Origin of the sequence: Nostoc sp., assembly GCF_036917615.1 — a bacterium.
Lineage (GTDB): Bacteria > Cyanobacteriota > Cyanobacteriia > Cyanobacteriales > Nostocaceae > Nostoc.
Window position 1 is genome coordinate 1 of sequence record NZ_JBALCZ010000019.1, and the last position, 20,466, is coordinate 20,466.

20 protein-coding genes and 1 riboswitch are annotated in these 20,466 nt (G+C 44.0%); of the genes, 9 read left to right on the forward strand and 11 right to left on the reverse strand.

The annotated features are described in order from the left end of the window. Positions 1-77: 77 nt before the first annotated feature. Both V7K85_RS05565 and glsA read right to left on the reverse strand, forming a co-directional pair. Positions 78-347: a hypothetical protein gene (locus tag V7K85_RS05565; protein ID WP_334811660.1), complete on the reverse strand. Its 270-nt coding sequence runs from the start codon at positions 345-347 to the stop codon at positions 78-80. 256 nt (positions 348-603) lie between these two features. Beyond that, the gene (gene glsA / locus V7K85_RS05570) at positions 604-1,587 is read right to left on the reverse strand and encodes a glutaminase A (RefSeq protein WP_334811661.1); all 984 of its coding nucleotides are present in this window, start codon (positions 1,585-1,587) and stop codon (positions 604-606) included. 897 nt (positions 1,588-2,484) lie between these two features. Between glsA and V7K85_RS05575 the strand changes: the two genes are divergently transcribed. The 3 genes from V7K85_RS05575 to V7K85_RS05585 all read left to right on the forward strand — a co-directional run bounded on the left by V7K85_RS05575 (position 2,485) and on the right by V7K85_RS05585 (position 6,676). Then, complete coding sequence (locus V7K85_RS05575) at positions 2,485-3,591, forward strand: septal ring lytic transglycosylase RlpA family protein (RefSeq protein ID WP_334811662.1); 1,107 nt, start codon at positions 2,485-2,487, stop codon at positions 3,589-3,591. Between the two features lie 380 nt (positions 3,592-3,971). After that, on the forward strand, positions 3,972-5,579 hold the full coding sequence (locus tag V7K85_RS05580) for a bifunctional pantoate--beta-alanine ligase/(d)CMP kinase (protein WP_334811663.1): 1,608 nt from the start codon (positions 3,972-3,974) through the stop codon (positions 5,577-5,579). Between the two features lie 494 nt (positions 5,580-6,073). Continuing rightward, the gene (locus V7K85_RS05585) at positions 6,074-6,676 is read left to right on the forward strand and encodes a superoxide dismutase (protein ID WP_334811664.1); all 603 of its coding nucleotides are present in this window, start codon (positions 6,074-6,076) and stop codon (positions 6,674-6,676) included. Between the two features lie 726 nt (positions 6,677-7,402). Here the strand turns inward: V7K85_RS05585 and V7K85_RS05590 are convergent. The 5 genes from V7K85_RS05590 to V7K85_RS05610 are packed head-to-tail and all read right to left on the reverse strand — an operon-like array spanning position 7,403 to position 10,369. Then, complete coding sequence (locus V7K85_RS05590) at positions 7,403-7,753, reverse strand: hypothetical protein (RefSeq protein WP_334811665.1); 351 nt, start codon at positions 7,751-7,753, stop codon at positions 7,403-7,405. Continuing rightward, positions 7,750-8,388, reverse strand: a complete 639-nt coding sequence (locus tag V7K85_RS05595) for an adenylate/guanylate cyclase domain-containing protein (protein WP_334812027.1) — start codon at positions 8,386-8,388, stop codon at positions 7,750-7,752. Before V7K85_RS05595 ends, V7K85_RS05590 begins: the two co-directional genes overlap by 4 nt. Before the next feature lie 18 nt (positions 8,389-8,406). Next, positions 8,407-9,135 (reverse strand): HAMP domain-containing protein, encoded by a 729-nt coding sequence (locus V7K85_RS05600; RefSeq protein WP_334811666.1) that lies wholly within the window; start codon positions 9,133-9,135, stop codon positions 8,407-8,409. Further along, positions 9,132-9,968 carry a hypothetical protein gene (locus tag V7K85_RS05605; RefSeq protein ID WP_334811667.1) on the reverse strand — a complete coding sequence of 279 codons (837 nt, stop codon included), beginning with the start codon at positions 9,966-9,968 and terminating at the stop codon, positions 9,132-9,134. Before V7K85_RS05605 ends, V7K85_RS05600 begins: the two co-directional genes overlap by 4 nt. Before the next feature lie 2 nt (positions 9,969-9,970). After that, positions 9,971-10,369, reverse strand: coding sequence for a hypothetical protein (locus V7K85_RS05610; protein WP_334811669.1), 399 nt, complete (start codon positions 10,367-10,369; stop codon positions 9,971-9,973). A 604-nt stretch (positions 10,370-10,973) separates the two neighbouring features. Here V7K85_RS05610 and V7K85_RS05615 point away from each other — a divergent pair. From V7K85_RS05615 to V7K85_RS05640, 6 genes are all read left to right on the forward strand, one after another. Continuing rightward, on the forward strand, positions 10,974-11,144 hold the full coding sequence (locus V7K85_RS05615) for a hypothetical protein (protein WP_334811670.1): 171 nt from the start codon (positions 10,974-10,976) through the stop codon (positions 11,142-11,144). A gap of 3 nt (positions 11,145-11,147) precedes the next feature. After that, positions 11,148-11,963, forward strand: coding sequence for a cytochrome c peroxidase (locus tag V7K85_RS05620; protein WP_334811671.1), 816 nt, complete (start codon positions 11,148-11,150; stop codon positions 11,961-11,963). 45 nt (positions 11,964-12,008) lie between these two features. Further along, positions 12,009-12,557 carry a hypothetical protein gene (locus V7K85_RS05625; RefSeq protein WP_334811672.1) on the forward strand — a complete coding sequence of 183 codons (549 nt, stop codon included), beginning with the start codon at positions 12,009-12,011 and terminating at the stop codon, positions 12,555-12,557. A 30-nt stretch (positions 12,558-12,587) separates the two neighbouring features. Then, positions 12,588-12,794 carry a hypothetical protein gene (locus V7K85_RS05630; RefSeq protein ID WP_334811673.1) on the forward strand — a complete coding sequence of 69 codons (207 nt, stop codon included), beginning with the start codon at positions 12,588-12,590 and terminating at the stop codon, positions 12,792-12,794. 63 nt (positions 12,795-12,857) lie between these two features. Next, complete coding sequence (locus tag V7K85_RS05635) at positions 12,858-14,021, forward strand: AIR synthase related protein (protein WP_334811674.1); 1,164 nt, start codon at positions 12,858-12,860, stop codon at positions 14,019-14,021. A gap of 446 nt (positions 14,022-14,467) precedes the next feature. Continuing rightward, positions 14,468-15,154, forward strand: a complete 687-nt coding sequence (locus tag V7K85_RS05640; RefSeq protein ID WP_334811675.1) for a PHP domain-containing protein — start codon at positions 14,468-14,470, stop codon at positions 15,152-15,154. A gap of 126 nt (positions 15,155-15,280) precedes the next feature. Here the strand turns inward: V7K85_RS05640 and V7K85_RS05645 are convergent, their stop codons facing one another. The 4 genes from V7K85_RS05645 to cobG all read right to left on the reverse strand — a co-directional run bounded on the left by V7K85_RS05645 (position 15,281) and on the right by cobG (position 20,236). Then, positions 15,281-16,744 carry a calcium-binding protein gene (locus tag V7K85_RS05645; protein WP_334811676.1) on the reverse strand — a complete coding sequence of 488 codons (1,464 nt, stop codon included), beginning with the start codon at positions 16,742-16,744 and terminating at the stop codon, positions 15,281-15,283. Between the two features lie 477 nt (positions 16,745-17,221). Further along, a complete protein-coding gene (locus tag V7K85_RS05650) occupies positions 17,222-17,926 on the reverse strand; it encodes a precorrin-2 C(20)-methyltransferase (RefSeq protein ID WP_334811677.1) in 705 nt (234 codons plus the stop codon). Positions 17,927-17,928: 2 nt separating this feature from the next. Continuing rightward, entirely contained in the window at positions 17,929-18,555 is a 627-nt protein-coding gene (locus V7K85_RS05655) for a precorrin-8X methylmutase (protein ID WP_334811678.1), read from the reverse strand. A 55-nt stretch (positions 18,556-18,610) separates the two neighbouring features. After that, the gene (gene cobG, locus V7K85_RS05660; RefSeq protein ID WP_334811679.1) at positions 18,611-20,236 is read right to left on the reverse strand and encodes a precorrin-3B synthase; all 1,626 of its coding nucleotides are present in this window, start codon (positions 20,234-20,236) and stop codon (positions 18,611-18,613) included. Then, positions 20,223-20,311: riboswitch (adenosylcobalamin-variant (AdoCbl-variant) riboswitch) on the reverse strand. (Overlaps the previous gene by 14 nt.) Between the last annotated feature and the right edge of the window lie 155 nt (positions 20,312-20,466).

Sequence of the window (20,466 nt, forward strand, 5' to 3'; positions counted from 1 at the left end):
CATCGACAATAACATAACTGCTCTCGGTTTAGCCTATAACCTGAGTAAAGCGAGACTTAATTCTCTTTAGATTTTCTTTACGAATCAGCTCTTATATGCTCCTCTACTGCTTCTGAATACACATCTGTTGAAGGATCTTCTGTTAGTCTATGCGCCAAATCTTGAAATTTCTGTGCGTGTTCCTGCATGGTTTCTACACAGGCATCGATCCGTTCTTTTGCTTCTTCCTCAATTTGGCTATCTGTTTTTAAACTCTTAGCCAACTCTTGCATATCTTTGGTATGCTCAACTGCTTTTTGAGCATGTTTCTGTGTTGTCTCTACAGTCTGCTTTGAAATTTCATGCATAATAATCTTAATCCCGACTATCGTCTTAAAATAACTAGAAAATAGAAGCCATCTCGCCTATCTGGAACAGTTAGTGAAGAACTCACTCATATAAAAATCTCATGTGCCAAAAATATTTTATATGGTATTGAAAACCTAGTTAACTAGCTAAAGATAGATGGGATTGGCGTTTAAACTAATTCCTCCGACTGCCGTGATCGGTTCGCTATTGAAATTGGAGATAGTATGGCTGTTCTTCCTCCTACCTTTGCCTCCTTCAATCAAATTTTGCCTCTTCACCTGAACAATCAAATAGATGTAAACCTAACCGTTGAGAAAGTTCTTCACACACCTTTACCCCCCGCACACTGTTACCACGCACATCCAGCAGTGGCGAAAAAACTCCAATGCCCATCTTCTGCGGAACAACGGCGATAATCCCACCACAAATACCGCTTTTCGCCGGAATACCAATTTTATAAGCCCACTCACCTGCAAAGTTGTACATCCCACAGGTATACATAACACTCAGCATATCTTTAATGTAATGCTTATTTACCGCCCGTTCTTTGGTGATGGGGTTAATACCTCTGTTAGCAAGGGTAGCCGCCATTACCGCTAAGTCTTGGCAATTCACCATCACAGCACACTGCTGGAAATAAAGATCCAAAGCTTCTTCAATGTTCCGGTCAATCATCCCAAAGTTGAGCATCAGATGCGCCATTGCACGGTTGCGATGCCCTGTACTCCGTTCTGAGGTAAAAACTGAAATGTCAACGAACACGTCGCGGCCAATATATCGGCGGAACATATCCAGCATTCGGTTGAGGCGTTCGGTTGGCCCGGAACCTTTGATTAAACTAGTGGTGGCGATCACTCCAGCATTTACCATTGGATTATAAGGTCGCTTCGATTGCTCATCTAAAATAATCGCGTTGAATGCATCCCCCGTCGGTTCCACCCCAACTCTAGTCAAAACATAATCCAGTCCATGATCTTCTAAGGCAAGTCCATAAGCAAACACTTTGGAAATTGATTGAATGGTAAAGAGTTGCTCATAGTCCCCAACTTTGTAAACCTGACCATCTACTGTCACAATGCAAATGCTGAACAAGTCCGGGTTTGCCTTTGCCAGTTCCGGAATGTATTTCGCCACTGCACCTTCTTGCAGTGACTTGTACTGGGAATGCAACTCGTTGAGAACAGCTAATAATGGCGATGGATCTATTTCTAAATCTCCTTGATGTGCTTGCTCTGTCATCAGGCTGATAACATTTCCCGAAATACCTACTATATATAGTAGGGGTGCAGATGTACATCCCTACAGCCGCAAAGATTTTTGAAAATACGGCTTGCTCTCAAAAATCTACCTGGCCAACTACTTAGGGTAAAAATTACCTACTGTATTTTTTTAATACTACAAATATTTTGTCTGCAAGCGATCGCGAAGTTTTATTAATTTTTTCATCATTAATCCGGAAAAATATTAAGTTGAGTATTGTCCTTTTTTTTATACTCAGTAATACTGTTATATCAAGTTATATATATCACTATTTTCAGTCTAGTCATGGAGAATAAAAGTCATGATTAATCTAGGTAGAAAAAACTTTCAAAAAAGATATTAAACTCAAACTGATTTGGATAATTATTTCAGATGTAACTCGGATGACGACTTATTCATAGGTAAATCTAAATATTTAATTAAATAAGTAATTTAGAGTATTTGTGCAGATGCTATTTAATTAAACTTATATTATCCTCTAAAAGCAAATAGCTCAAATAGATGTTATCTAGAATACACGCATAGTTGCGAACCTTTAGAACCGATGTGAATAGGGTATCGTCACTTTGGCGTGTAACAAGGGTAACGTTTTTTTAAGAAATTTTTGAGTTGGATTAAAAAGCGTTACATAGCCAAAGTCCTCATTTGGGAAAGCTTTGACCCTTTAAATTGGAATCGAAATTTGAGAAAGTTGCCAAGAATTACGCTAAAACCCTGATCCCCAAGCCAAAAGGTTCATGCTAGTCTGTTGCAGTTATAAATAAAAAGTGAAAACGGAACGAGTTCGAGTTTTTCAGGAGGGAAGTCACTTTCCGAAAGTTAAAAATCCCGCAAATCATAAAACTTAAGTTCTCCAGTCGCTTAAAAAACGGACGCATGAATCAAAGACATTTCTGGCCTATTGTCACCCTGTTTGTGACTGTTTTGGGGTTACCCACAGTCGGTTGCACTCAAACCACCAAGGGAAATGCACTAGCTTCCCAAAAATCACCTGCCACTGATGTGGTGAAGGTAGGAGAGTTCCAATCAACAGCAGGGAAACAAACCTTGGATGCTGTGATTACAGAAATTCATCCTCACAACATTGGGGGACGTAAGGCGGCAACCCTTTTTATCAAAAATATTCCCGTTCTCACCTTTTTGAGTTCTGTAGCAGATACGAGTCTAGAAACTAAAAAAGTTGGTGCAATTGGAGATACAGGGGGCGTACAATCGTACGCCCTTCTTGCTAGCAATTCACCTAAGGCAGTGGGTATTGGGAACGTAACGGGTGTGGGTAACCAGATTAGCTCTGTTGACAATGACGCAGTTGAGATAGCTGGTGTAATAGCAGCTAAGATCAACCAGTTGAACCGGGAAAATGTGGACGCGAGTAAGATTACCGTAAGTTGGAAAGCAGGGGGCGAATCTACAGTTGCTAATCAAGCGCAAAACAAAAGCGTCCCTGTCCAGCAAAATAGCGATCGCTATGTAATCAAAATTAATGGCGAAGAATTGCTCGAAATCAATGAAGATACGCGATTAGCAGGTACTACCAACAATCTGGCGGAAGATGCATTGCAAGCAACCAATCGCCTACGGAGGCTACTAGGCAATGCATCTCCCTTAAAAGAAATTGAGAATTTACCAGTGCGTCTGCCAATATCAATACCCAAATTGCCACAAGAGCTTTCCGTCGGTCCAGTGCGAATCTCTTTTGGAGGCATGGCTTCCTATTACGGCTATGACGGTTCTGGTAATCGGACTGCTAGTGGTCAAAGGTTCAATCCAGAAGGCATGACTGCCGCCCATCGTAGCTTACCCTTTGGTACGCAAGTCCGTGTAACTAACACCCGCAATGGTCGTTGTGTGGTAGTGCGGATTAACGACCGAGGTCCATTCGTTCGGGGTCGAGTCATAGACCTGTCTGCTGGCGCGGCTCGAATTTTAGGAATGATGGGCAGTGGCGTGGCACCAGTGCATATTGAAGTCTTAGGGAAATAATCATTAGGGAGTAGGGAGTAGGGAGTTTTGAGTACCCAGTGTTGAGTGGGGAATCTCACTTCTTTACTCAGAACTTGGAACTCGAAACTCGGAATTGTTTTGCCCAATGACGCCAGTCGCCTCTTTGAAGGGAGACGCTACGCGTAGCTTGCTTCTCCGTACGGAGTACAAGTCAGGAAACCATAGAAGGCAGTTCCTCCTGGGGGAAACCCCCTCTAAGGGACTGCCTCACCACGGCGCTGGTTCCCCAATGCCCATCGCCCCTTATCCCCAAGTTCCCCAGTTCCGTATCACTTAATTCCCTTAGTTCAATCATCTCTTCCCTCTATTTCAGATATAAACTAACGGGGGAGGGATCGATAAGAACTAGGGGTATTTTTGTGCGCCTGCTGACAACAGTCGCAGCTTTACGCTGCTATTTAACTAAACGCTGCTCAGAAAACAAGCTGATTGCAGTTACTGAGGATCTGAGATTAGATGAGATGACTGGCTGGTATCAGACGGCAGTCGGTCTGGTGCCAACGATGGGGAATTTGCATCAAGGTCATTTAAGCTTGATCCAACGGGCGCGGCAAGAAAATTCTACGGTGGTTGTTAGTATTTTCGTCAATCCTCTACAATTTGCTCCCAACGAGGATTATCAACGCTACCCCCGCACTTTAGAGCAAGACCAACAACTTTGCGAACAAGCTGGGGTAGATGCCATTTTTGCACCGATTCCGGAAGAAATGGCAGTTCCTCAGAAGAGTATACAAGAATCAAAGGTTACACAAGTTATCCCCCCATCTGCTATGATAACAGGCTTGTGTGGTCGTTCTCGGCTAGGTCACTTTCAGGGTGTCGCTACGATTGTGACCAAACTTTTCAACTTGGTACAGCCTGACCGTGCCTACTTTGGTCAAAAGGATGGTCAGCAACTGGCAATCATTAAACGCTTAGTAGCTGACTTAAATTTGCCAGTAGAGATTGTTGGTTGTCCAACAGTGCGGGAACCGTCAGGTCTTGCCTTCAGTTCTCGTAATCAATATTTGACTGCAACGGCAAAAGAACAGGTAGCGGTCTTATATCGTGGCTTGCGACGAGCTGAAGCTGCGTTTCATGCTGGGGAACGCAATAGCAACAGGTTGATAGCAGTGGTACAGCAAGAAGTGGCAATGGTCAGCACGGTTTTAGTGGAATATATTGAATTGGTTGAACCGACTACGTTGATGTCTTTAGAAAAAGTTCAGGAGGAAGGAATGTTGGCGATCGCAGCTCGTCTTGGTTCTACACGTTTGATTGATAATACGATATTGCGCGATCGCCAACCCATCATCGCCATTGATGGCCCAGCTGGTGCTGGAAAATCTACAGTGGCGCGTCAAGTGGCAGCAAGCCTGAATTTAGTCTATTTAGATTCAGGAGCAATGTACCGTGCTGTCACTTGGTTAGTACTGCAAAAGGGGATTGCTATTGATGATCAGTGTGCGATCGCCGAATTAGCTAACCAGTGTAAAATTGAACTGACTTCCAATCAGGATTTACAATCTCCAGTGCGGGTTTGGATTAATGGTACTGATGTTACCCAGGCAATTCGCACGATTGAGGTCACATCTCAAGTATCGGCGATCGCCGCACAAAGTTCTGTACGTCAAGCACTGGTTAAACAACAGCAAAACTGGGGTAAAAGAGGTGGTCTAGTCGCTGAAGGTCGGGACATCGGCACTCATGTGTTCCCTGATGCCGAAGTTAAAATCTTCTTAACCGCTTCTGTTAGTGAACGCGCCCGTCGCCGCCAGCAAGACTTTAACAAACAAGGTCAACCCGAAGTGAGTTTAGAGCAGCTGGAACGGGATATTGCCGAACGTGACTGGAAAGATAGTACACGCAAAGTTTCTCCTTTACAAAAAGCAGCGGATGCGATTGAAATTCAAACCGATGGTTTGGACGTATCTGAAGTCACCGCACAAATTGTTAACTATTACCAGCAGCGTTTATCTCAGTGGTAATCACCGCTATTTGCTGTTAGTTTTTTAGTTGCAAAGGGTGGTGGGTGAGTGATTATTCACTTACCATCCTCAAAACTGCATTTAAAAACAAAATAGATAATTTGAGTATTGGCTATATTTATTGAAAACCAAGCCTTGTATTAGAAATATTAGATTATTTTAGTATTCACTCATCTCGCTTTAGACTGATTTATTCCATCACAATTAATCCTACTAAAGATAGAAGTATGAAAGCTTTAATTGCTAAATCCTAATTAATTATCGGTATCTGGCGATGAAACATTAGCCATTTTTATTTATAGTCAGGAATTGTTAGCAATTTAACTTATCACAAAAGTACTTTGTTTTCATCTTCACTTTGGTAGTAGAATGACGAAGTTAAGTTTTATGTTTGATCATGAAAGACATAAAACTGTCAAAAACAAAAGCTGCTAATTTCCTAAGGTTCTGCAATAGCTTTCAACTGGAAACCGATAAAGAGAGGATTTAACACAATGGTATTTGTACAAGAACCACTACCCTTTGACAAGAATGCTTTAGAGCCTTATGGCATGAAAGCTGAGACTTTTGAGTATCACTATGGCAAGCATCACAAAGCTTATGTAGACAACTTGAACAAGCTTACTGAAGGTACTGAACTTGCCGATAAGTCTCTGGAAGAAGTGATCAAAATTTCCTTTAAAGACTCCTCTAAGGCGGGAATCTTTAACAACGCTGCTCAAGTTTGGAACCACACCTTCTTTTGGAATTCCTTGAAACCATCAGGTGGCGGCGCACCCACTGGTGATCTCGCAGCCAAAATTGATAAAGATTTTGGTAGCTTCGACAAATTCAAAGAAGAGTTCTCGAACGCCGCCACAACTCAATTTGGCAGCGGATGGTCTTGGCTGATTGATGATGGTGGTACGCTGAAGGTGATTAAGACACCGAATGCAGAAAACCCTCTAGCTCATGGTCAAAAGGCACTCCTAACCTTAGATGTTTGGGAACACGCCTACTACATTGACTACAGAAACGCCCGTCCGGCATTCATCAAGAATTTCTTAGAAAACTTGGTCAACTGGGACTTTGCTACTGAAAACTTGGCCAAAGCTTAATTAATTGACGTGATGTGCAACTTAATTTTCTTACCTGACTTCCATTTCTCTCTGGTGCAACCAGAGAGGCTTTGAATTCCCTTCATTCCCTGGTAGGAAAAGGGGCTGAGGGGCTAGGTTTGAGTAAAAAGTTGCACAGAGCGTTAATCGCCAGTTTTGAAGTGATTATGACAGGAGTTTTTGCTAGCTATGTGAAGCAGAAACAGTAAGTCAATTTATTAATATTATTAACAGTCATGACTAGTGTCGTGGCTGTTTTTGATTAGCTAGAAAGGATTGGAAAGATGGGAAGATGAAAGACATGAGGGAGCAGAGGAGCTTCAACAGTTATCAGTTCATAATGATGTATTTATCCCATTCCTCAGAGTCCGCCACTTCAACAGTTATCAGAGACTGAAACTGTGATAACTATTTACTGATTTAAATCCCCGACTGAAACTATGATAACTGTTCACTGATTTAAGTGCAGGGGGGAAATTACAGCAAGTCTTTCCCCCCTGCACCGCATCTTTGGGCCTTATTCTGGCTATGGTTGAAGTAACACTGAGCTATAGCAATCCTAAATTATTCGTGAGATTTGTGAACTAAGTAAGTCGGCGGGAAAATTTATAAGTATGTAACGAAAATTTAACCAATTCGATTAGAGTTAAATTTAATACGTTTTCACGCCGTTTTTCTTACGCAACTGGCATAGTGCGATCGCTATCTAATAGTACAAAAGTATTATTACAAGCTATGGTTGACAATTTTGGTCGCAAGATAGTTCAAATCACAGAAATCTTGACTGCGATTGAGCAGCAGTAGCGTCGTGTAGATGCAGGCGATCCAAAACAGACTGCCAATCATGCGGAGGGCGATCGCGTCTTCAGGCATCTGAAAAAACTGACGCATCACTAGCCACAAGGCTAAAAGGGGTAAGAGCAGATTGCGTGTGGCATTCAACACGGATGCCAGAGGGTTTTTATGGCGCCGGCATCGCTCAATCAGTTCCCCCAGTCCAACCACCAGCAGCGGCAATCCCAAAATCAACACCAGTCCCTGGAGGAGAGTAAATTGATCGCTTGATAAGTTGCTCATCCGTTGTCCTTCTTGGTGTGGGTGTTAGGACTATCTTGATTATCGAAACTGAGTCCGAAGCTGGGTTCGCCGATCGAGTCGCGCATTCCGGCTTGCCCAAGCACCCAGGTTGGCAGGATGCGCTTGTCTTCTAGGATGATGGATTTGTCTGGTTCAAAGGAAAACAGGTCTTGCACCCGATCGCAAACGGCTTGGGTGGCCCGAATCGTGTTTATCTGTGCCTGTTGCTCTAACTGACTGGCGATGTTGAGCGGTTCTCCCCAGAGGTCAAAGCGGAATTTTTTCTGCCCAATCACGGCGGCAGTTACAGCCCCTGTGTGAATGCCAATCCGCAAATTTAAGCCAAGATTGTATTTTTGATTGACCCCTTTGACCAGGTTCAACGCTTGTTGGGCAAAGTCTACCGCCCGTTTGACATGATCGAGCCGGGGTTCGGTCAAGCCACAGGCGGCGATATAGCGATTGCCAAAACAATCCAATCGTTCAACATCCCATTTTTCGCCCATATCGTCTAATTGGGCGATGAATTCATTGAAACCGTTGGCAACAGTTTGAGACCCCTGCTGTTCAGTCGATTTTGCCAACCCCACAATCTGAATCACGACAACGCTTACCTGTTGTGCCTGCTCGACAATGCGAGTTTCTCCTTGCCGCTACCGTTCCATGACTGGACGCGGCAGGATGTTGAGCAACAGCATTTCGTTTTCCTGGGCTTTCTGGGCGATCGTTGCTGTTTTCTGGCGCAGTTGAGATGCCATGTCATTGAAAATTTGTGCTAGTTCACCGAGTTCATCCTGGGCTATGGTTTCCAGTTCAGGATTTAAATCACCCGATCCTACCTCTGATTCTCCTTGAAAGACCAAGCGCGATCGCTCAATCATCACATCGATCGGTCGCATCAACCGTTGAGATGCGATCGCGGCAAACAAGGTCATTAGTAAGATGAGTACGACCGTCAAAAGCAGGAGATAGGTTTGTAAGGCATTAATCGGTGCGTATGCCTCAGATAATGACATTTCTGAAATAATCCCCCAGTTGACACCATGAATGTTCAGCGGTGCATAGAAACTGAGGACATCAGAGCCACGGTAACCCCGGATAATTTTTGTCCCTGATATCCCTTGCACCGCTTCTGTGGCAGCATCGGTTTGAATGGGATGGAGTAACAGCGAGGTTTTCATTTGTTCAATTAAGTGAACGGTTTGCGCTCGCAGCCGATTCTGGCGCAACATATCAAGATAACCTGTTGGGTTTTCGACTAGCAGGCGTGCGGTAGAGCGCAAGCGTAAATCCTCACCAACCAAGTAGGTTTCTCCAGTATCGCCCAGTCCATCTTGTCTCCAATTATTGTTTCCCGTCAGCACGTTGTTGATTTCGTTCACGGGGAGCTGCACTGCCATCCGACTCGCTTGATGCCATCATAGATAGGAGAAGCCATAAAGGCAGCCGGGGCATTGTAGGACGGACGATAAAACTGGAAATCAACCAGTTGAATGGCACCGCGATCAGGATTGTCGCGAACTTTACGCACCACCTCCGCTAAGTTTGTATTGCGATAGGGACCATCATACAGATTGGTAGCAAAGTCAGTTTCTTTATAAACCGTATAAACAATATCTCCAGTTTCCGCATCAATTAAAAAGAAATCATAGTAGCCAAATCGTTTAATTAAATTGCGGAACAATGAATGATAGCGGCGATGCACTGCACTGTATTTGCTGTTGTCTTTGGCATCATCTAACGCATCTTTTTTTTCAACTGGATTGGGATTATTAGCGATATATTGATATTGCAGTTTGCGGGCAGCATTTCCGGTTGGGCGATAGGTTTCAAATACGGGTTCGCCTTCAATGTTTTTGGCAAGTCTGGGAAAGAATTTTTGGGTGTAATAGGACTCAATTCTGGCATCTTGTTCAACAGAAGCAGCGCTCTGATCCAACGCATCAAAGGACTGATTAAACTCCTCCATAGCCGCGACCGTCATCCGGTCTTCGCAGAGGGTTTGCAGATGACTTTCTAAGTTCTTAAAGTACGACTCCACCTGATAGGCTTTGGATGTCCGCACACTGGTTAACTGATCAAAAATGCGATGGGTTAAGGTCTCCCGTGTTTTACTCCAACTCAGGTAGCTCACCACAAGGATGGAACCGAGGCTAGCAATCAACAGCATGATCTGGAGCTTGGATTTAATGCTGAGGTGGTTCAGTCCGAACATAATTAACTCCAAAATTCATCCAGGTTGACTTCTGCCATTTCTTGCTGCACTTCCTGGAAATAGATGCTTTCCGTCAGGATTACCACTTCTTTCTCGCGCTTCTTCTGGTCAATTTCAATTTTCAATTCTGCTAATTTCCATCTCAATTCATCTTCTTGGCGTCGTAAGCCATATACTCGATCAAACTTTCGTCCCATAAATAATTGTTCAGGGTTTTGCCCATCTGCTCTGGATCTAGACAAAACAAAACAAAACAAATTATGAATCTTCAAAGAGGGGACATCTGTATCGACCAGACCAACACGATTGCTCTGAGCAGCCACGGTGCTTATCAGATTGGCAGTTAAATTAGACTTACCCGTACTACCCCGATATGAGTGAATGGAAACGACTTTAGGCATCCGTTAAAAAGCTACGACATAGTATTGCTATATAATAATATAAGATGATGGACACAGAAGCCGCACAAGCCCAAAAAACACAACGCATTAGAGTAATCGTGCAGGACAACGGCCCGATTCATCGGTGAAAAAAAGTACAGCAATTATCGCTAACGCGAACGAGAGTCTACGGGCACGCCAAGGGCGAACGAGCGTCACCCGAAGGGCAGTTCGTTATCATTCAGATTGGGAGCAACTCAGATAGGATTGCTATATTTGATGAAGAATTGGTGAAGGAATTCTAATATTATAAAAAATACCTCATAGTTTCGCAGTAAAAAAATATTAGTAATTTATACTTTTAATAGATAAAAATAAGGCTCAGAGGTTTAGAGGAAGAATTTCAAACTTCCATCTAAGCTGATAGACATTGGAAAAATTTTATTTCCTGGGATTACCAAAATAGCAAGGGCTTTTTCAGAGCAAATAGATAGCGAAAGATAGAATTCTACCTTTGGTAACTGGTTAGAGTCAAATGTGTAATTGCATATTAATGCTTTTCTAACAATGGTGAAGCAGTAATGCTTGAACGCTTGACAACGAGTAGCAACGTACATATAAAAAGATGAGGAAAATCCAAAATAGTACCAATTTTATAGTTGATGTGGTAGCCAGAGTTAGTAATTTGGCATCAAGGTTGTCAAGGAGAATAAAAAGCAGTGTAACGATCGCAACGAATGCTGCGATCATGGTGCTAGCTGGACATACAGTATCAGCACAGATAGCGCCTTCTTAACCGATGGCTTCGCTAAAGACCGTAGCGATTCCAGAGCCTGACAATCTTGGAGAGTTCATCCAGAATAAGACAAAAGCGATCGCTCTGGGAAAAGCTCTTTTCTGGGATATGCAGGTAGGTAGCGATGGTATAAGTTCCTGTGCTACTTGTCACTTCCATGCTGGAGCGGATAACAGAGCTAAAAACCAGATAAATCCGGGGATTTTGCGCGTGAATGCAGACGGAAGTCCGAATCCCGACAATACATTCAGCATCGGTAAGCCGAACTACACACTTAAGCCAGGAGATTACCCATTTCACAAATTGGCAGATGTAAATGCCCGTTTGTCCCAAGTTCTATCTGACACTAACGATATCACTTCCTCTCAAGGAGTCTTCAATACAAAGTTCGTTAATACCACTTCTGGTAGTGTTCAGGACACAGCGATTCAACAGAACGATCGGGTCTTTAACGTGGGAGGCGTACAAACCCGACGGGTGGAGCCACGCAACACACCGACCGTGATCAATGCAGTGTTCAACTTCCGCAACTTTTGGGACGGACGAGCGCAGAACATCTTCAATGGGGTTAACCCCTTTGGGTTAAGAGACCCTAATGCTAAAGTCTACAAAGCAGCAAGCATCTTAAGTCCGCTAACACCAGTGAGTGTCAAGCTCAAAAATTCATCCCTAGCTTCCCAGGCAGTAGGGCCACCGACCAGTTCTTTTGAAATGTCCGCAGACGGTCGCACTTTTGCAGAGATTGGTGACAAATTTGGGTCTGGGTTTCTCAACATATTCGATATTACCAAGAGCAAAAAGTTCCTTCTCCCGAGATAAATTGGTCACAAGTTACTTCCCTTGAGACCCCTTGGAAACCAAATCGTGCATCCTGACGATAGTGTACTAGGTCAGTACAGCAGAGGACTTCAAAAGGGTCTGACAACGCTTTCCTACCAGCAGATGATTACGGAGGCCTTCAGGCCGGAGTGGTGGCAATCTACGCAGTTAATCCAGATTGATAAAGCCAACGGTAATACTCGGAAAGTCGTTTTGTTAGCGGATCTCTCGAATACCACTGAAGAATACACGCAATTGGAGTACAACTGGTCACTATTCTTTGGGCTAGCGGTTCAACTGTACGAGTCCACATTAGTATCTAACAATGCGCCTATCGACCAATACTTTGATGGGAACCACAACGCCTTGACTGCTCAACAAATCAGAGGCAAAGAGCTTTTCGAGGGAAATGCTAAATGCATCAACTGTCATGGTGGGGCAGAATTCACCAATGCTTCGGTGAAAAACGTACAAAACGAACGACTCGAACGTATGGTAATGGGGGATGGCCAACAAGCCGTCTATGACAACGGTTTTTACAACATCGGTGTCAGACCTACCACAAACGACTTAGGCGTGGGTGGTAATGCATAAAAACTGCTGTAAAATCAAAAATAAAAATATATGGATAGCAAAGAACTAGCGCAATATATAGAAGCAACTAATAGCATCACCAAACCTTGGCTATTGGTACAACTGCGCCTCAAGAAATTACAAGAGCGTCGAGCCACCCTTACAAACGATGTCTACACCAAAGAATTAGAAGACATTTACCGAGACTTGATGAATTTGGGGGAATGGTGGCGCGGTATTGAAGATGAGGTATTTTAAAGTTAGGAGTTAGAAGTTAGGAGTTATGAGTTATGAGTTTTCCTAACTTTTAACTCCTAACTTGTGACTATTAACTTTAAACGCAACCTGATGGCTCAAGCTCTCGATCAAGTCGATTACGATACTCTCGATGCCGCAAAACGATGCTTCATCGATGCCGCAAAACGCACGCTTGGCTTTGCAAGCGCCTATGGCACCGTGCCCGCATCGGGTCTTGGAGCAAGTGCTAACGCTTTCAGCTTCAACCTTGCTCCGTTTCTAGAGGCGGGGGCTAGAGAACTTTCTTTGACACTTGTTCCCGAAGGGCTGGGCACCGCAGACGATACTCGACCTGACGACCTTTCCGAAGAAGAACTTCGACGATTCTGGTGGAACATTGGTATCAAGATTATCTCGTGTCTTACGAACGATGCCGCAACCTCAGGTATGCAGACTATACTTCTCGGTTTATATCTGCCGTCGAGTACTCCTGAAACGATTTTTACTCCTGCCTTCCTTGATGGGTTTCTGGATGGAGTAGTTGAGGGGTGCAAACGAGTCGGGTGTGTGTATCTCTCCGGGGAAACTCCTCAACTAAAAACTAAGATGATTCCAGGCCGGCTCGACATCGCCGGCTCGGTTTTTGGGGTCATGCCGGCTGGTGTCGCTCCCATTGATAGCTCGCGTCTGGATGCCGGAAATACCATTGTTCTTGTCGAAAGTTCGGGGCCCCATGAGAACGGCTTTACCCCACTGCGAAAGCTTGCTGAGTCGCTCCCTGACGGGTACAGAACAAAACTTCCAAGTGGGCAGGAGTTCTGGGAAGCGATGAATGCCGCTTCATATCTCTACACGCCGCTTGTGCAGGCGGTGCTTGGCGAAGGAATTCGTCCCACCGCGATGGAGAACATCACTGGCCATGGATGGCAAAAGCTGATGCGGTCGGTAAAGCCGCTCCGGTATGTTATCGAAACTATGCTCCCAGTGCCGGAGATATTTACCTTTGTCGAGGGTCATCTTGAAGGCGGGGCAGCGACGATGCTTTCCGTGTTCAATTACGGTGCAGGATTTGCATTCTATACAGAGTCGGAGCAGGATGCAGAGAGGATCGTTATCCTCGCAAGAGAACAGGAGCTCACGGCTGTGATTGCCGGAAGGGTTGAAGCATCTCTTAGCCGCGAGGTGGTGGTAAAACCGCTTGGGGTGACGTTAAAGGGAGACTCTTTTGGGATTGCGCGAGGGGTATAATCAGCCGCAAGCGATCGCCAGTTTTCTTCGAGCTATTGTAAATAATTATCTATTTTTAATCATATAATTATTCTTACTTATGATTAAAATTAATGTGTAATTACTTATACAGATGACTATTTTTACACATTAAATAAAGTAGTATTTCCGGCTTCCTAGAGATAATTACTTTACTAAGCCTTTAACTAAGTCATTTACCACAGATGCTAGAGGCGGATTTATGAAATTTCGGATGCATTATTTATTACTACTTAAATTTGAAGGAGTCTAAAACACCCATGACTACTGAGGTTAAGATTTGCTAACGTAGTCTTAACATATTGAAAAATTTGCTGAAAAAGCTGAGAAAGTAGCCGCCAACACTAATTTTTAGTGCTGGGTCTTTCTCATCTGTAGGTGTGGGGTTTTAGTGTGTTAAAAGTATATATTTTTATTCAGAGGGAGTTATGGCTGTAAATTTGGCCCAGACTACTGCTTCGGTAGAACTTTTGAAGCAAGTATTCCAGAACATTGATGCACATAGCTGTCCGAGGTTATTCAACTTTCATATGCACACTCTCTACTCGGATGGGAGGTTGCAGCCGAGTAGATTAATCGAGCAAGCGATCGCTATTGGGCTAAAAGGGTTAGCGATCACCGACCATCATGGTATTATCGGCTATCAAGCTGCACTTGCTTGGTTAGAAGACTGGAAGTGGAATAATCCTGGTGTAAGCACTCCTCACCTATGGAGTGGTGTGGAAATCAATGCCAACCTTTTGGATATAGAAGTTCATATTTTGGCTTACGCTTTCGGCACAGAACACCCTAGTATAAAACCCTATCTGCAAAGAAGGGCGACTACAGGCCAAGAATATCAGGCAAGTAACGTAATTGCTGCTATTCATGAAGCTGGGGGATTGGCAGTTCTGGCTCATCCAGTTCGTTACAAGCGATCGCATTTTGACTTAATTCCAGCTGCTGCCCAAAAGGGTATCGATGGCGTGGAAACTTTCTACGCCTACAATAACCCTAACCCCTGGCAACCCAGCATATTGGAATCAGCACAAGTGCAAAAGTTGGCTGATGAATACTTTCTTTTCAATACCTGTGGTACTGATACCCACGGTTTGAGCTTGCTACAACGCTTGTAAAGATGAATCAATTTTTTTGAATTCTCCTGGTTAAATCTGCCAGGAGGTTATTTGATTTGGGATTTTCGCTAATCAAGCCTGATATCAACCCACATTCGGCAGGTTAGTTTGAAAATCATATGCTAACTAAGCAAAGAAACTGCTCACTGCAATATTTCCTAACGCCGGTAAAGTACCCGTTAATCCTGTTAAATTGACTAACAAATCACTATTTGCCTGAAAACCAGCAGTGCTATTGTTGATCGCGAGGTAAGTTCCAGCGATCGCTCCACTTGTTATTTTGACTAAGGCTGCACCATTCACCCCTAAAGCTTGATTTCCGGCTAAGGCTCCATTCGCATCGGTAAATACCTGATTGGCTAAATTTACTAAACTGGTGGCAGTGCTATCGGCGGCACGGCTAAAACTGGTAGGTGTAATCACGGTTGATCCGTCTGAAGTAAGTAAACCAATTTTATCTGTGCCAATGGTGAAGTCAGTAATGCGATCGGTTGCTGATACTGTTGATTGCCCAAACTGGAAGGCAAATACATCTGTGCCTTGGCCGCCAATTAGAGTATCAGCACCAGCACCACCAAACAAAATATCATTTCCATTGTCGCCATCAATAACATTGGCTCCAGAGCTACCGGAGAGGATGTCATCGAAAATCGAGCCTTTTATGTTTTCAACGTTGGAAATAACATCAGTTCCTGCACCACCAGTGGCGAATCCATTAGCAAGATCTACGATAACCCTGGAACCCACAAAACCGTACTCAACAGTATCAATACCACCTCCACCATTGATAGTATCGTCACCAAATCCCCCTAAGAAAGATTCATTGGCATTAGAACCAGTCAGCACGTCATTAAAACGAGATCCCAAGACCCGCTCAATGGAAACTAAGGTATCACCACCGCTACCACCAGTAACAACTCCGGTGGACAAATTAACATTGACTGCTGAACTAGCATCGAAATAGACAGCAGTATCAAATCCGGCACCGCCATTAATCCTATCAGCGCCGCCAAACCCTTGGATCTGGTTATTTCCAGAGTTCCCAGTCAGTATATCGCCGAATGCTGATCCCTCGATGTCTTCCACGTTGGAAATAACCGATGTGCCAAAAGAAGTAATTGCCTGCCCTGTTGAGAGATTAACAATTACTCCCTCACTAAATTTTTGGAAGCTTAAGACATCAATACCTGCCCCACCATTGATGGTGTCGTTACCTTTGGAGCCGTCAAAGGTATCATCCTCCGCAGATCCAAAGAAACTGTCATTACCTCGATAAACATATTGATTATAGTCGTATCCTGATGTGCCGGCAGTTAAAAGGCTCCGTCTTGTTGCAACGTCAACATTCAGATTTGTCTGCTGGTCTTTGAGTTGACCGTTACTTGCGAACTCAAAAAAAGAAGTGATGGTTCCAGAATTAAAGAATCCGTCTGAATCATAGGTGAAATTGACACCTATATTACTTTCGACCAAAACGCCATTGCTATTGAGCAGTTCAAAATTGGTGGCAGTTTGCGCTCCATAAGATTGGACAACAAAAGTCGTATCTCCAATGTACCTGTTACCTTGAAATAGCACAATATCAGCCATAAAACTTTCTCTCCTGATTAAAGATTTGGTGTGAATTTATCTTGAGTTAAGATGTCATTAAGGATTTCCAAAAAATAAATTATCCAATTTTATAGGATGGGCATTTTACCCGCACCAAAACGCAGGCGGGCGAGACGCTTACCCCACAAAAAGTAGTTAAGTATTTTTTTATTTGGAGGTCCTTTAGCGTAGTGGTACGCCATACAAGATACTACCATTCTTAATATAAAAAAATCTCACCAATTCATCTGCTTTTATATCTGGAAAAATAATTTATTTAATGATTGACCGGATAAATTGGGCTTGTATAAATAGAGTTTCTTATATCTCTGAAGAGAGAAAAATAAAATCCTGATTAAGCGAAGCTTTGAAAAAGATTCGCTTGATCAGCAAAGCTAAAAAATCCTTGTTTGGAACCAAGCACGGAAAAACAAGGTTTTATATCATTTGATTAGGAAACGCTATAGGGCTATTCATCTATAGTCGATTTTTGGTAGGAATCACAATCATCGAGAAATAGGGTACTTCGGCTGGATCAACTTCATCTAGGGGTAAAATGCGTTGCTGTGGCGTAGATGCCCGCTCAATATATCTTGCCCGTGATGCTAGCCCTAATTTATGCAGGATATCCCGCACTTTGGTAAAGTGGCGACCTAGCTTCATAATTGCGGCGGCGTCGGTGATCAGCAGATGTGTAGTCAGTTCTTCTGCTGGCAGTGGGGCGGGTAGGACGGTGAGAATATCGGTGTAGTAGGTGAAAGGTACACCCAAGGCTACCGGACAAGCCATCAGTGAGGAAACTCCAGGGACAACTTCTGTTTGGTACTGGTCAGATAACCGTGTGAACAGGTACATGAATGAGCCATAGAAAAATGGATCACCCTCACATAGCACCACGACATCTCGACCAGCTGCTAAATGGTCGGCGATTGGTTGAATTTCTTGATCATAAATAGACTTTGCCTTTTCTGGCTCCAAAGCGCGGGGGAGATGAAATAGTACCTCGATTTGATTACCAGGAAGATACTGCGCCACGATCGCCCTAGCAATACTCTCTTTACCTGTTGCTGATTGATAGGCAACTACGGGAGCCGCACATAATAGCCGCAGCGCTTTCAGGGTCAATAGTTCTGGATCGCCTGGCCCGACACCGATTCCATAAAGACGACCTTTGGTTTTCATATTCATTCTTCCTCCGTTGCCAGGGCGTTAACTGCTGCTGCCGCGATCGCACTCCCACCGCGCCGACCATGTAAGGTCAAAAATGGTACATTTCTGCTGTCTGCTGCCAGTGCGGCTTTCGATTCCGCTGCACCAACAAACCCTACTGGAAAGCCTAAGATAATAGCCGGTTTGTCAGCTCCTTCATCGAGCATTTCTAACAGTCGGAACAGTGCTGTGGGCGCATTGCCAATTGCGATTACTGCCCCTTGGAGGTGCGATCGCCATAATTCTAAAGCTGCCGCCGACCTTGTAGTAACCAGACGCTGGGCAATTTCTGGCACTTCTGGATCATTGAGAGTACAGATAACTTGATTATTTGCAGACAACCGCCGCCTAGTGACGCCATCGGCAACCATCCGGCAATCGCATAGAATCGGCGCTCCTGCTGCCAGTGCTGCCCTTGCGGATTGTACTGCTGTTGGTGAATATCCCAAGTCAGTGATAATATCCGTCATCCCACAGGCATGAATGAGACGCACAGCAACTTTTGCTACATCTGATGGCAGCACATCTAGGTTTGCTTCTGACCGGATGATTGCAAAGGAATTACGGTAAATTTCGTTGGCATCTCGGATGTAGTGGGGCATTCAATTTGGGATTTTAAATTTTGGATTTTGGATTGACCGATGAAAATCGAAAGGCTCAGATACCCGACTTCTCTAAAATGTCGGGTATCTTGTTGTTCACGAATGATTTAGGAATATTATGAAATAACTGCTGTAATTGGGCGATTGCATATCGATTAGCAAATTTCCCAAAGGACTCATCAGAATTTAGGCGTTGAATTTTATATACATATAGCATCCGCTCTATTAATGCAGGTAGTTCGGTAAAAGTTACATATTGATATAGTTCACGTCCGAATTTCTGCTTGCTGTCACTAACATAAACGTGATAGCCCTCCATAGTTTCATTGTCAGTCTCAATGCTGACACCGAGCAGAGTAATATCACTTTTGCTATGCTGGGCGCAGGATTTTTCGCAGCCGCTAAAGTGGATATTAACAGGGCAATCCAGAGTAAGGCTAGTTTCAAGATACTTTGCTAATGCCAAGGCATGATCCTTGGTGTCCGTGGCTGAAGCGGCGCAACCCTTTTTGCCAGAACAGGCAACTAATGCACCCTTGATGTTGGTTGCTGAGGAATCTAATCCTAAGAAAGCAATTTCACTTTCGACATCAATAACCCATTGCTGAGGAATATCTGTGAGGAGCAAATTTTGCCAGGGGGTTAGCCTGAGAGTGCCGCTACCGTATTTTGTTGCTAAATCTGCCAAACCCCGCATTTGCTTACTTTCCAGTCGCCCAAGGGGCAAGACAACACCAATGTAAAATAAGCCTTGCTGACGTTGGGGGTGGATGCCAATATGCTGATACTTCCCCTCTCCTTGTAAAAGAGTAGAGAATTCCTCCCCCTTCCCTATTAGGGAAGGGGGTTGGGGGGTTAGGTATTTTCTTGTTTCACTGCAAAAAAGAGAAAAAGGTAGACGCTGCTCAACTTCCTGGAGATAGTTTTCACAACCCAAAGTATTCAATAACTCTAAGAGACGTAGCCGACGCTTACTCGTAGTATTACTATGAACTAGATAGACCTCTGCCAAAGCTGCCAAGACGGGTAAACATTTCTCTGGTGGTAACAAAATTCCTATATCGCTGGGCGGTTGTCCCTTCGTGCCCACACTGAGATAGAGGCGGAAGTAAACATTACCGTCAACTAAAACAGCGACAAATAAGATATCATTCAAGCGATCGCCCACCCGAATTATCCCACCACCATCAAAGCAAACGCTAAATTTTGCCGACAGTCCCGAAAGCGCCGGATGTGCAGCAATATAATCATCCCAACCTTGGACAAAAGGGCGAGTGTCGATTAATTCCTGCGGGTCGATACCAGCAGTTGGACTGGTCATAATATTGCGGATGTGGTCAACAACAGGATTACGAGAACCCAATCCCATATCCTGTAGGTACTTCAGAACCTCAGCATTTATCCCCGTGCGGATTTCACGGACTTGTAGGTTAGCTCGATTAGTCACATCCACATAGCCGCCACCGTGCTGTTCTGCTATATCTGCGATCGCACGGCACTGCTGACTTCTAATAATTCCACCCGGTATTCTAATCCGAGATAATATCCCATCTGCGGCGGGTGTAGGATAAAACAAGCCAGGACAAGTGGCAAATCCAGCAAGCAAACTTGAAACTCCTTCCCCGTGCAACGCAGGGAGTAGACGGTGAGTGTATACTGAGGACATCTTGAGAGTTGGCATTCTGACTTGGGCGATCCCATCACAGCTGCGGCACAGTCCCGGAATTTCACCGGAGTTTCCCAACTCCAAGCTCTAGTAATTTAACACGAGAAGGTAGTCAGAAAATTTAATACTTCATATTTGGAATCAACCTATCCACGCCCAAAGACGTGAGTTCGACGGCTCATGTAGTAACCGCCTAATTAGCTTAATAAAAAACCTCTCCTTGTTTTTACTACGCAAAACCCTCC